14 protein-coding genes are annotated in these 12,238 nt (G+C 64.1%); 6 read left to right on the forward strand and 8 right to left on the reverse strand.

The window, feature by feature from the left end:
• Window positions 1–3: 3 nt before the first annotated feature.
• Complete coding sequence (gene aroE / locus PVZ78_RS17330; RefSeq protein ID WP_009046233.1) at window positions 4–825, forward strand: shikimate dehydrogenase; 822 nt, start codon at window positions 4–6, stop codon at window positions 823–825.
• Between the two features lie 126 nt (window positions 826–951).
• Here the strand turns inward: aroE and PVZ78_RS17335 are convergent, their stop codons facing one another.
• The 3 genes from PVZ78_RS17335 to betC form a co-directional block, all read right to left on the reverse strand.
• On the reverse strand, window positions 952–2,520 hold the full coding sequence (locus PVZ78_RS17335) for a SulP family inorganic anion transporter (protein WP_273828999.1): 1,569 nt from the start codon (window positions 2,518–2,520) through the stop codon (window positions 952–954).
• Between the two features lie 198 nt (window positions 2,521–2,718).
• Entirely contained in the window at window positions 2,719–3,663 is a 945-nt protein-coding gene (gene choX, locus PVZ78_RS17340) for a choline ABC transporter substrate-binding protein (protein ID WP_273829000.1), read from the reverse strand.
• Window positions 3,664–3,678: 15 nt separating this feature from the next.
• Window positions 3,679–5,193 (reverse strand): choline-sulfatase, encoded by a 1,515-nt coding sequence (betC, locus tag PVZ78_RS17345; RefSeq protein ID WP_273829001.1) that lies wholly within the window; start codon window positions 5,191–5,193, stop codon window positions 3,679–3,681.
• A 114-nt stretch (window positions 5,194–5,307) separates the two neighbouring features.
• Between betC and PVZ78_RS17350 the strand changes: the two genes are divergently transcribed.
• A complete protein-coding gene (locus PVZ78_RS17350; RefSeq protein WP_273829002.1) occupies window positions 5,308–6,258 on the forward strand; it encodes a choline sulfate utilization transcriptional regulator in 951 nt (316 codons plus the stop codon).
• 95 nt (window positions 6,259–6,353) lie between these two features.
• On the opposite strand, the gene PVZ78_RS17355 is transcribed toward PVZ78_RS17350, so the two are convergent.
• A complete protein-coding gene (locus tag PVZ78_RS17355; RefSeq protein ID WP_159298888.1) occupies window positions 6,354–7,004 on the reverse strand; it encodes an NAD(P)-dependent oxidoreductase in 651 nt (216 codons plus the stop codon).
• An 80-nt stretch (window positions 7,005–7,084) separates the two neighbouring features.
• Between PVZ78_RS17355 and PVZ78_RS17360 the strand changes: the two genes are divergently transcribed.
• Window positions 7,085–7,411 carry a DOPA 4,5-dioxygenase family protein gene (locus PVZ78_RS17360; RefSeq protein WP_009046239.1) on the forward strand — a complete coding sequence of 109 codons (327 nt, stop codon included), beginning with the start codon at window positions 7,085–7,087 and terminating at the stop codon, window positions 7,409–7,411.
• A gap of 98 nt (window positions 7,412–7,509) precedes the next feature.
• Here the strand turns inward: PVZ78_RS17360 and PVZ78_RS17365 are convergent, their stop codons facing one another.
• From PVZ78_RS17365 to trpB, 3 genes are all read right to left on the reverse strand, one after another.
• Window positions 7,510–7,977 carry an anti-virulence regulator CigR family protein gene (locus tag PVZ78_RS17365; protein ID WP_038583324.1) on the reverse strand — a complete coding sequence of 156 codons (468 nt, stop codon included), beginning with the start codon at window positions 7,975–7,977 and terminating at the stop codon, window positions 7,510–7,512.
• 121 nt (window positions 7,978–8,098) lie between these two features.
• On the reverse strand, window positions 8,099–8,911 hold the full coding sequence (gene trpA / locus PVZ78_RS17370) for a tryptophan synthase subunit alpha (RefSeq protein ID WP_016703927.1): 813 nt from the start codon (window positions 8,909–8,911) through the stop codon (window positions 8,099–8,101).
• Window positions 8,911–10,146: a tryptophan synthase subunit beta gene (gene trpB / locus PVZ78_RS17375; protein ID WP_273829003.1), complete on the reverse strand. Its 1,236-nt coding sequence runs from the start codon at window positions 10,144–10,146 to the stop codon at window positions 8,911–8,913. Before trpB ends, trpA begins: the two co-directional genes overlap by 1 nt.
• Before the next feature lie 129 nt (window positions 10,147–10,275).
• Here trpB and PVZ78_RS17380 point away from each other — a divergent pair, with 129 nt between their 5' ends.
• Window positions 10,276–11,169 carry a LysR family transcriptional regulator gene (locus PVZ78_RS17380; protein ID WP_273829004.1) on the forward strand — a complete coding sequence of 298 codons (894 nt, stop codon included), beginning with the start codon at window positions 10,276–10,278 and terminating at the stop codon, window positions 11,167–11,169.
• Here the strand turns inward: PVZ78_RS17380 and PVZ78_RS17385 are convergent.
• Complete coding sequence (locus PVZ78_RS17385) at window positions 11,166–11,492, reverse strand: DUF883 family protein (protein ID WP_101281594.1); 327 nt, start codon at window positions 11,490–11,492, stop codon at window positions 11,166–11,168. The genes PVZ78_RS17380 and PVZ78_RS17385 overlap by 4 nt on opposite strands.
• A gap of 158 nt (window positions 11,493–11,650) precedes the next feature.
• Between PVZ78_RS17385 and PVZ78_RS17390 the strand changes: the two genes are divergently transcribed.
• The gene (locus PVZ78_RS17390) at window positions 11,651–11,866 is read left to right on the forward strand and encodes a dodecin (protein ID WP_009046244.1); all 216 of its coding nucleotides are present in this window, start codon (window positions 11,651–11,653) and stop codon (window positions 11,864–11,866) included.
• 130 nt (window positions 11,867–11,996) lie between these two features.
• The gene (locus PVZ78_RS17395) at window positions 11,997–12,221 is read left to right on the forward strand and encodes a DUF1161 domain-containing protein (protein WP_009046245.1); all 225 of its coding nucleotides are present in this window, start codon (window positions 11,997–11,999) and stop codon (window positions 12,219–12,221) included.
• The last annotated feature ends 17 nt before the right edge of the window (window positions 12,222–12,238 follow it).

Below are 12,238 nucleotides of genomic sequence, written 5' to 3' on the forward strand. Positions count from 1 at the left end.
TGGATGGATCAGTACGTCGTTTTTGGTAACCCGATCGGCCACAGCAAGTCGCCGCTGATTCATCGGCTGTTCGCCGAGCAGACGGCGCAGCGGCTGGTCTACACCACTCTGCTGGCGCCCCTCGACGATTTCGCCGGCTGTGCCCGCGGGTTCTTCGTGGACGGGCGTGGCGCCAACGTCACGGTGCCGTTCAAGGAAGACGCCTACCGCCTGGCCGACAGCCTGACCGCCCGCGCCCAGCGCGCCGGCGCGGTGAACACCTTGAGCAAACTCGCCGATGGCAGCCTGTTGGGCGACAACACCGACGGCGCCGGCCTGGTGCGTGACCTGACGGTCAACGCCGGCTTCAGCCTCAAGGGCAAGCGCATTCTGCTGCTGGGGGCCGGTGGCGCGGTGCGTGGCGCGCTGGAGCCGCTGCTGGCGGAGCAGCCGGCGTCGGTGATCATCGCCAACCGCACGGTGGAAAAGGCCGAGCTGCTGGCCGAGCTGTTCAGCGACCTGGGGCCGGTGTCCGCCAGCGGTTTCGACTGGTTGCGCGAGCCGGTGGACCTGATCATCAACGCCACCTCGGCCAGCCTCACCGGCGACGTGCCGCCGATCGCCGCCAGCCTGATCGAGCCGGGCAAGACGGTGTGCTATGACATGATGTATGGCAAGGAGCCGACCGCCTTCTGTCGCTGGGCCAGCCAATACGGCGCGGCGATTTCCATGGATGGCCTGGGCATGCTCGCCGAACAGGCGGCGGAAGCCTTCTTCCTGTGGCGCGGCGTGCGTCCGGACACCGCGCCGGTGCTGGCGGAGCTGCGGCGCCAGCTGGGGCTCTGACCCCGCGCCCCTCTTTCTATTGTAGGAGCGAGCTTGCTCGCGATAGCCGCGAAGCGGCGGTGCGACAGCCACGCCGTATTATCGTCGACGTTCATCGCGAGCAAGCTCGCTCCTACATAGCCGGGTTCAATCCTCAAACCGGATCGGGCATCTCTCCGCGCCTTCGAGCTTTCTCAACTCTTCGATCACCGAGGCCCGCGCGCGGCGCAGGGTCAGGCTGCGGTTCTGCCGCAGCAGGCGGCGGGCTTCCTGGTGCAGCATGGCCACCCCGGAATAGTCGATGAAGTTGATCTGCCGGGCGTCGATCACCAGGCGCGGCGCATGGCAGCGCTGCATGCGCACTTGCAGGTAATGGCTGGCGCCGAAAAAGATCGAGCCGCCGACCCGCAGGATGTCCTCGTCGCCTTCGCGCCCATGCTGCACGCGCGGTTGCGAGGTGCGCTTGAGGTAGAAGAACAGCGACGCCAGGACCCCGGCATAGATCGCCGTCTGCAATTCCAGGAGCAAGGTGGCGACACAGGTCAGGCTCATCACCGCGAACTCGGCGCGGCTGACCCGGAACAGCGCGCGAATGCCGCGGTGGTCCACCAATCCCCAGCAGATCAGCAGGATGCTCCCGGCCATGGCCGGGATCGGGATATGGGCGATCAGCGCCGCGCCGGCCACGGCGAACAAGGCCACCCACAACGCCGAGAACACCCCCGCCAGCGGCGAACAGGCACCAGCTTCGTAGCTCAGGCCGGAACGGGTAAAGGAACCGGAAGACAGATAGCCGGAGAAGAACGCGCCGACGATGTTCGACAGGCCCTGGGCGCGGACTTCCTGGTTGGCATCGAGCAACTGCTCGGAGCGCGCCGACAGCGAGCGGGCGATCGACAGGCTGGTCACCAGCCCCAGCATGCCCACCGCCACGGCGCTGGGCAGCAGGCGCAGGATTATGTCCAGGTCCAGCGGCAGCGGGCTGAACGGCGGCAGCCGCCCGGTAAAGGCGCTGACCAGCTTCACCTGGCCGAACAGCGCCGGCCACAGCCATACCACCAGAGCGCTGAGGATCAGGCTGATCAGCAGCGCCGGCCAGCGCGGCACCAGCAGTTTCAGGGCCAGGCCGACGATCAGTGTGCCCAGGCCGAGGATCAGCGAGGGGTTATCCACGGCATCGAGATGGGCGAACAGCGAGGTCAGGCTGTTCAGCGCGGTGGCTTCGCTCGGCAAGTCCAGGCCCAGCAGGTTGGGCAACTGCCCCAGGGCGATCACCACCGCGGCGCCGAGGGTGAAGCCGAGCACTACCGAGTGGGACACGAAGTTCACCAGCGCGCCGAAGCGCAACAACCCCAATAGCCACTGGAACAGGCCGGCGAGCAGGGTCAGCAACAGGATCAGGGTGATGTAGTCCTGGGATGCCGGCACCGCCAGGGGGCTGACGCTGGCGTAGAGGACGATGGAAATCGCCGCGGTGGGGCCACAGATCAGGTGCCAGGAAGAACCCCAGAGGCAGGCGATCAGCACCGGGACGACGGCGGCATACAGGCCGTATTCCGGTGGCAGGCCGGCGATCAGCGCATAGGCGATGGATTGCGGCAGGGCGAGGATGGCGCCGCTCAGGCCCACCAGCAGGTCGCGCCCGACGCTGGCGCGGGTCTGCCGGGGCAGCCAGCTCAGGAAGGGCAAGAGTGAATGGCGATTGGGCCAGGCCATGGGTCCTCGCGGGTGAAGGTGTTCAGGGGCGTCAGGGTAAAGCATTGCCGGAAGGCTTGCCCCATTCCGCCAGGGTTGCCTGTAGGAGCGAAGCTTGCCCGCGATGGGCTACGCAGTAGCCCCAAAACCTGCACACAGGGTCCATCTGCAGGACCGTGTCGCCCGCATCGCGGGCAAGCCTCGCTCCTACGACGGGCGTTAGAGTTTGGCCTGCACCGCCGGCAGCGCATCCTTGCCGTCGAGGGTCTTCACCCCGTCCAGCCACTTGTCCAGCACCGCCGGGTTGGCCTTGATCCAGGCCTTGGCGGCATCCAGATTGCTGACCTTCTTGTTGGCCACCTCGGCCATGATGCTGTTCTCCATGTCCTGGGTGAAGCTCAGGTTGCTCAGCAGTTTGCCGACGTTCGGGCAGGCCTGTGCATAACCCTTGCGGGTCAGGGTGTAGACGCTGCCGGTGTCGCCGAAGTACTTCTCGCCACCCTTGAGGTAGCGCATTTTCAACTGCACATTCATTGGGTGCGGGGTCCAGCCGAGGAAGGTGACGAACTTCTGCCTTTTCACCGCCCGCGAGACTTCGGCGAGCATCGCCTGCTCGCTGGACTCGATCAGCTTCCACTGGCCGAGGTCGAAGTCGTTCTTCTTGATGATCTCCTGCAACGACAGGTTGGCCGGGGCCCCGGAGCCGATGCCGTAGAGCTTTTTGTCGACTTCTTTTGGGTGTAGCTCGGCGTATTTGTTCAGGTCGCTGAAGTCATGCACGCCGGCGTCCCACACGTAATCCGGCACCGCCAGGGTGAACTCGGTGCCGTCCAGGTTCTTTGCCAGCTGGGTGACATCACCATTGGCCACGAACTTGTCGTAGAAGCCCTGCTGCGCCGGCATCCAGTTGCCCAGGAACACATCCACCTGGCCGTCCTTGAGCCCGCCGAAGGTGATCGGCACCGCCAGGGTATCGACCTTGGCCTTGTAGCCCATGCCGTCCAGCAGGAAACCGGCGATGGCGTTGGTGGCGGCGATGTCGCTCCAGCCCGGGTCGGCCATCTTCACCGTCTCGCACCCCTGTTCGGCCCAGGCCAGGGCCGGGATCGAAGCACTGCCCAGCGCCAGAAGCGCAGCCGTCACTGCTGTGGATAACCTTTGCATGCTCTTCCCCTTACGTTATTGGTTTTGGCAGGGTTGTGGATAACGAGCCTTGCGCTCCAGATCGTCGAGGTCGATGTGGTTGCGCATGTATTGCTGACTGGCGTCGACCAGTGGCTGGTGGTCCCAGCTCTTCAGCTTGCCCAGGCTCAGCGCATCGGCGACGAAGCGGCGGCGGCGCTGGCTGGCGAGTACCTGTTGGTGAATGGCCGGGATATCCCATTTGGCCCGCGCTTCGCGGAGAAAATCCTCGAATAGCGGGCGATATTGCGGCGATTGGCTGAGTTCTTTCTGTTCACGCGGGTCGTTGGCCACATCGAACAGCAGGCACGGGTCGTCTTCGCTGTAGATGAACTTGTAGCGGCCGCGACGAATCATCATCAGCGGGCTGATGGTGCCTTCGGCCATGTATTCGCCGAAGACTTCGTCATGCCCGCCCTGCCCTTGCAGGTGCGGCACCAGGGAACGGCCATCCAGCGCCAGGCCCGGTTGCAGTTGGCCACCGGCCAGTTCCACCAGGGTCGGCAGCAGGTCGGCGGTCGAGACCGCCTGGGCTACTCGGCCGGCGGCGAACTGCCCCGGCGCGCTGACCAGCAGCGGCACCCGCGCGGCCATTTCGAACCAGTGCATTTTGTACCAGAGGCCGCGCTCGCCGAGCATGTCGCCGTGGTCGCCGGAGAAAACGATGATGGTGTCGTCGATCAGCCCGGTTTCCTCCAGGGTTTCCAGGAGTTTGCCGACGTTGCTGTCGATATAGCTGCATGCGCCGAAATAGGCGCGACGCGCGTCGCGAATCTTATCCACAGGCAGCGGCTTGTCCCACAGGTCGTAGACCTTGAGCAGGCGCTGGGAATGCGGGTCAAGCGCGTCCTGGGACGGGGTCTGCGGCAGCGGAATATCCTCGTCGCGGTACAGGTCCCAGAAGGCCTTGGGAATGGTGTACGGGTCGTGCGGGTGGGTCATCGACACGGTCAGGCAGAACGGCTGGTCGCCGTCTTCGCGAACGTGATCGAACAGGTACTGGCGGGCCTTGAACACCACCTCTTCGTCGAAATCCAGCTGGTTGGTGCGCACGCATGGCCCGGCCTGCAGTACCGAGGACATATTGTGGTACCAGCTGGGGCGCACGTCCGGCTCGTCCCAGTTCACTGCCCAGCCATAGTCGGCCGGGTAGATATCGCTGGTCAGGCGTTCTTCGTAACCGTGCAGCTGGTCCGGGCCGCAGAAATGCATCTTGCCCGACAGCGCGGTGCGGTAGCCCAGGCGGCGCAGGTAATGGGCGTAGGTCGGGACGTCGGCGGGGAAGTCGGCGGCGTTGTCATAGGCGCCGATCTTGCTCGGCAACTGGCCGCTGACCAGGGTGAAACGCGAGGGCGCGCACAGTGGGCTGTTGCAGTAGGCGGCGTCAAACACCACGCCTTGCGCGGCGAGGCGGCTCAGGTGCGGCAGCTTGATGGGCGATGGACCGTAGAACGGCAACATTGGCGCGGCCATCTGATCGGCCATGATGAAAAGAATGTTCTTGCGCTTCATGTATTCGCGGCATTCCATAGTGGGCAGTTATGCGAAAGTGCTGCGATCGAGCATGTAACCTGCGGCTTTTGCGGTAAAGCCCATGTGCGGCAATGACTAGGATAAGCACAGCTTATGTATGAAGCGCTTGGCGACCTGTCCCTGGACCTGTTCCGCGTATTCGAGGCGGCGGCGCGCCAGCGCAGCTTTACCGCCGCGGCGGTGGAACTGGGGACCACCCAACCGGCCATCAGCCAGCAGATCAAGCGGCTGGAAGAACAGCTCGGCACCCGGCTGTTCGACCGCATCTACCGTGGCATCGAACTGACCGAGGCCGGCAGCCAGTTGTTCGAACAGGTGCAGGCCGGCTTGCAGAGCATCGACAACGGCCTGAGCGCCATCACCGCCCAGCATCAGCATGAGGTGCTGCAGGTGGCCACCGACTTCGCCTTTGCCGCCTACTGGCTGATGCCGCGCCTGCACCGTTTCCACGCCGCCAATCCGCAGGTGGATGTGAGCCTGGTCACCAGCGAACGCAGCCACAACATGCTGCGCAGCGATATCGACGTGGCGGTGCTGTTTGGCGATGGCCGTTTCAAGCAGGGGGAAAGCCACTGGCTGTTCAATGAAGAGGTGTTTCCGGTGTGCAGCCCGCTGTTGCTCAAGGAGCGGCCGCTACCGCTGGGCGCCCATTCGCTGCTGGAGTTTCCGCTGCTGCACCTGAAGGGCGAAAACAGCAGCCACTGGTTCGACTGGAGCGGCGTGTTTCGTGAGTTAGGGATCGCCACCCCGCCAGCGCCGGGGCAGTTGCGTTTCGACAACTACACCCTGCTGATCCAGGCGGCGATCGGTGGCCAGGGCGTGGGCATTGGCTGGCGCCACCTTGTGGATAACTTGCTGGCGCAAGGTCTGTTGTGCCGGCCGATCAGCGAAACGCTGATTTCCCGCTACGGCTATTACGTGGTCCTGCCCCAGCGCAAACGCCGGGGGGCGCTGATCCAGCGGTTTTTCGACTGGCTGATGGTCGAGCAGGCCGACAGCGCGCAATCCCTGACCGGGCTGGGGTTGCCTTCGATTGCCATCTGAGGTTTGGGGATGGCGGGCAAGCCATCGCGAGCAAGCTCGCTCCTACATGGGATCGCATAACCTTCTGTAGGAGCGAGCTTGCTCGCGATAAGGATTCAACACACGAAGTTCACATGCTCGCCCACGTGCAGGTTCAGCTGCTGTTCATCGGCGATGCCGGCAGCCACCCGCGCCAGTCGCCGCACTGGCTCGTCCAGCTTCGGCGGGAGGCTGCCGGCGGGCTGGCTGAAGTGTTCCAGGGTCAGCCCGGGTACGCTTTGCGGCGCATTCACCAGGGTCCAGCGCAAGCTGCTGCCTTGCAGCGCGTCGAGGATGGTCTCGGCCGTCTGACGGTGTGGATAACCCTCCATCTCCGGCTGGTCCAGCACCTCGAAATTCCCCACCAGAAACAGGCGTCGGACGCCGGCAGCCTGCATGCCGGCGATCAGCGCTTCGACTGCCTGGACTTGTTCCCGGGGTTCGAGCAGCAGGTTTTCCTGTTGTTCGAGACCCATGGGCAGCCCCGGGGCATTCAGCAGGCAGACCACCACGTCGCCTCCGGCCACGCTTTGCCTGACCCGCACGGCATCGAACAGGTCACCGCATTTGGTGCGCAAGCCGGGAAGGGGCTCGAGGGCCGTCAGGTCGTCGAGGATGGCGATGACTTCATGCTGGCGCCGCAGGAACTCCGCCATCAGCGCGCTGCCCAGGCTGCTCATGGCACCGTAGATCACCAGTTTGACCACCGGGGTTTCGGCATTTTTCATGGCGCGGCTCGTTTCTTTACACTAGTAAGGTTATGACCTGTGGGCTGTCGCCAGGGTTCGACTTTGTCATGAGAGGTTCCATGCAACGCATCAAGGGCTATCACGCCCACGTCTATTTCGACGCCAGCACCATCGACCAGGCGCGGGCCTTGTGTGAGCAGGCGGCGCAATTGTTTCCATTGAAGATGGGCCGGGTGCATGAACGGCCGGTCGGCCCGCATCCGGACTGGAGCTGCCAGCTGGCGTTCGAACCGCAGTACCTGGGGGAGGTGCTGCCGTGGCTGGCGCTCAATCGCAACGGGCTGGTGGTGTTTCTGCACCCGGATACCGGGGACGACCTGAAGGATCACACCGAGCATGCGGTCTGGATGGGGGCGATCAGGCCGCTGGATCTGTCGATTTTTTGAGATTTTTCGCGAGCAAGCTCGCTCCTACAAGGTCAGGCGTTTTCTGTAGGAGCGAGCTTGCTCGCGATGACGTCCTCTCAAACGCTATCAATCCCCGATCAATACAGCACGCCGTCGAGAATCTCGTAGACGATCCCGCTGCCCACCGCGATCAGCACGATATCGGCGCCCATGCGCCGCCATTCATAACCCGGGTAGTACGGCAGGTGCGCCAGGGCGCGGTTGTCCAGGCGTTCGCCGTAGTAGCCGCGAGGCAGCGGCTGGCCGCGTACCAGGTGGATGCCGTGGGGCGGTGGTGCGCCGCGTACGAAGTAGACGTGATTGTCGCGAATGGTTTCGCGCACCGGGCCGAAATCCCGGGGCGGGCCGCCACGCCGATCGGCCTGCGGGCCACGATGCTCATCGCCCCGATTGTCCGCGCGATTGTCTCCTCGATTGTCGTAGCGACCCTGTTGCGGGCCTCCGCGATCGTGGTCGTCACGTGGGTCCGCGACCGCGTGCAACAGCGGGCTGGCGCTGAGCATCAGCACACCGAGACCGGCAATCAGGCGTTTGGGCATTTTCATCGGGTCTTCCTCAGAGCACGAACAACAAAAAGGGGTTCAGAACCTGGTCCTGAACCCCTTGGTCTTGCCGGTTTAGTCTGTGGATCCCGAGGCTAATTCCTCTGTATCAGGAACTTTACCCTCAGCTGACACGGGCTTGACGCACCCCTTCGGCGAGGGAGGCGCACAGGCTCAGCACGCCGTCCACGGCCTGTTCGGAGCTGGTGGCATTGGCGATCTGGTCGATCAGCGCCGAACCCACCACCACACCGTCGGCCAGGCGGGCGATGGCCGCGGCCTGCTCCGGGGTGCGGATGCCGAAACCGATGCTGATCGGCAGGTCGGTGTGGCGACGCAGGCGGGTCACCGCCTCTTCCACATGCTCCAGGGTGGCGGAACCGGCACCGGTCACACCGGCCACTGAGACGTAGTAGACGAAGCCCGAGCTGCCGTTCAGCACCTTCGGCAGGCGCACGTCGTCGGTGGTCGGCGTGGTCAGGCGGATGAAGTCGATACCGGCGGCCTGGGACGGGTCGCACAGCTCGGCGTTGTGCTCGGGCGGCATGTCGACCACGATCAGGCCGTCGACGCCGGCCTCCTTGGCTTCAGCGATAAAGCGCGGCACGCCGTAGTGGTGGATCGGGTTGAAGTACCCCATCAGTACCAGCGGTGTGTCGTTGTTGCCGGCGCGGAATTCGCGAACCATTTGCAGGGTTTTCGCCAGGTTCTGCTTGGCCGTCAGGGCGCGGATGTTGGCCAGCTGGATCGCCGGGCCGTCGGCCATCGGGTCGGTGAAGGGCATGCCCAGCTCGATCACGTCGGCGCCGGCTGCCGGCAAGCCCTTGAGGATCGCCAGGGAAGCGTCATAGCCCGGGTCGCCGGCGGTGACGAAGGTCACCAGGGCGGCGCGGTTCTGTTGCTTAAGCTCGGCAAAGCGCGTTTGCAGGCGGCTCATCAGTGTTTCTCCTGCTGGGAGTGCTCTTGTTGAGAGTGTTCCATGTGGTGCATCACGGTTTGCATGTCTTTGTCGCCGCGGCCCGAGAGGTTGACCACCATCAGGTGATCCTTGGGCAGGTTCGGCGCGCGCTTGAACACTTCGGCCAGGGCGTGGGCGCTTTCCAGGGCCGGGATGATGCCTTCCAGGCGGCAGCACTGGTGGAAGGCGGCCAGGGCTTCATCGTCGGTCACCGAGGTGTATTCGACACGGCCGATATTGTGCAACCAGGCGTGTTCAGGGCCGATGCCCGGGTAGTCGAGGCCGGCGGAAATCGAGTGGGCGTCGATGATCTGGCCATCCTCGTCCTGCAGCAGGAAGGTGCGGTTGCCGTGCAGCACGCCTGGCAGGCCGCCATTCAGGCTGGCCGCGTGCTTGCCGGTCTCGATGCCGTAGCCGGCGGCTTCGACGCCGATGATCTGCACGCTCTTGTCGTCGAGGAACGGATGGAACAGGCCCATGGCGTTGGAACCGCCGCCGATGCACGCCACCAGGCTGTCCGGCAGGCGGCCTTCCTGGGCTTGCAGCTGTTCGCGGGTTTCCTTGCCGATCACCGCCTGGAAGTCGCGGACCATGGCGGGATAAGGGTGCGGACCGGCCACGGTGCCGATCAGGTAGAAGGTGCTGTCGACGTTGGTCACCCAGTCACGCAGGGCTTCGTTCATCGCGTCCTTCAGGGTGCCGGTGCCGGCGACCACCGGGATCACTTCGGCGCCCAGCAGCTTCATGCGGAACACGTTGGCCTGCTGGCGCTCGATGTCGGTGGTGCCCATGTAGATCACGCAGTCCAGGCCGAAACGCGCCGCCACGGTGGCAGTGGCCACGCCGTGCATGCCGGCGCCGGTCTCGGCGATGATGCGTTTCTTGCCCATGCGCCGCGCCAGGAGGATCTGGCCGATGCAGTTGTTGATCTTGTGCGCGCCGGTGTGGTTCAGCTCTTCGCGCTTGAGGTAGATCTTGGCGCCGCCGCAGTGCTCGGTCAGGCGCTCGGCGAAGTACAGCGGGCTTGGACGGCCGACGTAGTCGCGCTGGAAATAGGCCAGTTCCTTGAGGAACTCCGGATCTTCCTTGGCCGCTTCGTATTCGCGGGCCAGGTCGAGGATCAGCGGCATCAGGGTTTCGGCGACGTAACGGCCGCCGAACGCGCCGAACAGGCCGTTGGCATCAGGGCCGTTGCGCAGGTTGGTCTGGGTCATGGGGGCGCTCCCGGTGATTCGTCAAAAGGGTGAATGCATGGACAGGCAATGGCGTTCACTCTACCCCTGACACCCCAGGCTGAAAACCGATAAGATCGCCACAACCTGTCAGGAAAACTCACATATCCCATGAGCCACGACCTGCCTCCGCTGAACGCCCTCCGGGCCTTCGAAGCCACCGCCCGCCTGAACAGCGTCAGTCAGGCGGCCGAACAGCTGCACGTCACCCATGGCGCGGTCAGCCGCCAGTTGAAGGTGCTTGAAGAACATCTCGGGGTGAGCCTGTTCGTCAAGGAAGGACGCGGCCTGAAACTCACAGATGCCGGGGTGCGCCTGCGCGATGCCAGCAGCGATGCCTTCGAGCGCCTGCGCACGGTCTGCGCCGAGTTGAGCCAGAGCACCGCCGATGCGCCCTTCGTGCTCGGTTGTTCCGGCAGCCTGCTGGCGCGCTGGTTCATCCCGCGCCTGGGGCGGTTGAATGCCGACCTGCCGGACCTGCGCCTGCACCTGTCGGCCGGCGAAGGCGATCTCGACCCGCGCCGGCCGGGGCTGGATGCCTTGCTGGTATTCGCCGAGCCGCCGTGGCCGGCGGACATGCAGGTCTTTGAACTGGCCAGCGAGCGCATCGGCCCGGTGCTCGGCCCGCGCTACAGCCGTTACGAACAACTGCGCGAGGCGCCGGCCAGTGCGCTGTTGAACGAGGCATTGCTACAGACCACCTCGCGCCCGCAGGCTTGGCCCAGCTGGGCCCGCCAGAACGGCATCGACGCCGGGGCGCTGAAGTTCGGCCAGGGTTTCGAGCATTTGTATTATTTGCTGGAGGCCGCGGTGGCCGGGCTGGGCGTGGCGATCGCGCCGCAGCCGCTGGTGGCCGAGGACCTGCGTGCCGGGCGCCTGGTTGCCCCGTGGGGTTTCTGTGAAACCCCGGGGCAACTGGCGTTGTGGCTACCCAAGCGCGCCGCGGATGGGCGCGCCCGGCAGCTGGCGCAGTGGCTCAGTAATGAGCTGCGCCAGACTCCTTAATTGCCGCGTTTGCACAGCAGGTAAGCGGCCAGCAGGCCCAGCGCGCCCACGGCGACGCCGGCGGTGGTCCAGGGGTGTTGCTGGGCGTAGTCGCGGGTGGCGATCCCGGTTTCACGGGTTTTCACTTTGACTTCTTCATAGGCATCGCCGAGCAGGCTGCGAGAATGTCTCAGCGCGCTCTCGGCGTTGCTTTTCAGTGCCTTGAGGGTTTTGCGCGACTCGTCCGAAGCATCGTCCTTGAGGCTTTCCAGGGACTTGAGCAGACTTTCGATCTCGGCTTCCATGCTTTCCAATGAGGCTTTGCGTAGCGAAGTGTTGGCCATGGTGGCTCTCCTGCATTGTTGATTGAGGGGTCTGTAGGGTCCGACTGCGCGGCCTGGCGAAAGTGCATTAAATCTGCATGACGATGGGCCCGGGGCTTATTCCAGTGTTGCTGGTAATCGCTGCTAGGCTTTGATCTACCTCATAAGGAGAGAGCGCCATGTCTGATCATCACACCTACAAGAAAGTCGAACTGGTCGGTTCGTCCCCTAGCAGCATCGAAGACGCCATCAACAATGCGCTGGCCGAAGCCAGCAAAAGCATCAAGCACCTGGAGTGGTTCGAGGTCACGGAAACCCGCGGGCACATCCTTGATGGCAAGGCCGCGCATTTCCAGGTCACGCTCAAGGTCGGTTTCCGCATTGCCAACAGCTGAACCTGGACTAGGCTGTTGAACTTGGGCGCTGGCCGATTGCCATAGGGAATGGCAAAGCGCTATATCTGCCTCGATGCCGAACAGGCCGGGGCTTGACGCTTATTTTTGATTCGACCAGGGAATGTGACCGATGAAAAAACTGGTAATGGCTTTAGCGTTGTTGAGTGTCGCGGGAACAGCCCTTGCTGCCGGCAAATCATGCGAAGAGCTGAAAAGCGAAATCGCCGCGAAGATCGATGCCAAAGGCGTGTCGGGTTATTCGCTGGAAATTGTCGACAAAGGCAGCGCGACTGACGGCAAAGTGGTCGGTACCTGCGAAGGCGGTACCAAGGAAATCGTCTACAAGCGCGGCTGAGCCCTCGTAGAAATGAA

This window comes from Pseudomonas sp. SBT1-2 (assembly GCF_028640875.1).
GTDB lineage: Bacteria > Pseudomonadota > Gammaproteobacteria > Pseudomonadales > Pseudomonadaceae > Aquipseudomonas > Aquipseudomonas chlororaphis_I.

What these genes read in the sequence shown, in the direction of transcription:
- PVZ78_RS17355 (WP_159298888.1), bottom strand. Translation starts at nt 7,004, where the DNA reads ATGAAAAATGCCGAAACCCCGGTGGTCAAACTGGTGATCTACGGTGCC.
- betC (WP_273829001.1), bottom strand. Translation starts at nt 5,193, where the DNA reads ATGAAGCGCAAGAACATTCTTTTCATCATGGCCGATCAGATGGCCGCG.
- PVZ78_RS17385 (WP_101281594.1), bottom strand. Translation starts at nt 11,492, where the DNA reads ATGGCCAACACTTCGCTACGCAAAGCCTCATTGGAAAGCATGGAAGCC.
- PVZ78_RS17395 (WP_009046245.1), top strand. Translation starts at nt 11,997, where the DNA reads ATGAAAAAACTGGTAATGGCTTTAGCGTTGTTGAGTGTCGCGGGAACA.
- trpB (WP_273829003.1), bottom strand. Translation starts at nt 10,146, where the DNA reads ATGACCCAGACCAACCTGCGCAACGGCCCTGATGCCAACGGCCTGTTC.
- PVZ78_RS17365 (WP_038583324.1), bottom strand. Translation starts at nt 7,977, where the DNA reads ATGAAAATGCCCAAACGCCTGATTGCCGGTCTCGGTGTGCTGATGCTC.
- PVZ78_RS17335 (WP_273828999.1), bottom strand. Translation starts at nt 2,520, where the DNA reads ATGGCCTGGCCCAATCGCCATTCACTCTTGCCCTTCCTGAGCTGGCTG.
- PVZ78_RS17360 (WP_009046239.1), top strand. Translation starts at nt 7,085, where the DNA reads ATGCAACGCATCAAGGGCTATCACGCCCACGTCTATTTCGACGCCAGC.
- PVZ78_RS17390 (WP_009046244.1), top strand. Translation starts at nt 11,651, where the DNA reads ATGTCTGATCATCACACCTACAAGAAAGTCGAACTGGTCGGTTCGTCC.
- PVZ78_RS17380 (WP_273829004.1), top strand. Translation starts at nt 10,276, where the DNA reads ATGAGCCACGACCTGCCTCCGCTGAACGCCCTCCGGGCCTTCGAAGCC.
- aroE (WP_009046233.1), top strand. Translation starts at nt 4, where the DNA reads ATGGATCAGTACGTCGTTTTTGGTAACCCGATCGGCCACAGCAAGTCG.
- trpA (WP_016703927.1), bottom strand. Translation starts at nt 8,911, where the DNA reads ATGAGCCGCCTGCAAACGCGCTTTGCCGAGCTTAAGCAACAGAACCGC.
- PVZ78_RS17350 (WP_273829002.1), top strand. Translation starts at nt 5,308, where the DNA reads ATGTATGAAGCGCTTGGCGACCTGTCCCTGGACCTGTTCCGCGTATTC.
- choX (WP_273829000.1), bottom strand. Translation starts at nt 3,663, where the DNA reads ATGCAAAGGTTATCCACAGCAGTGACGGCTGCGCTTCTGGCGCTGGGC.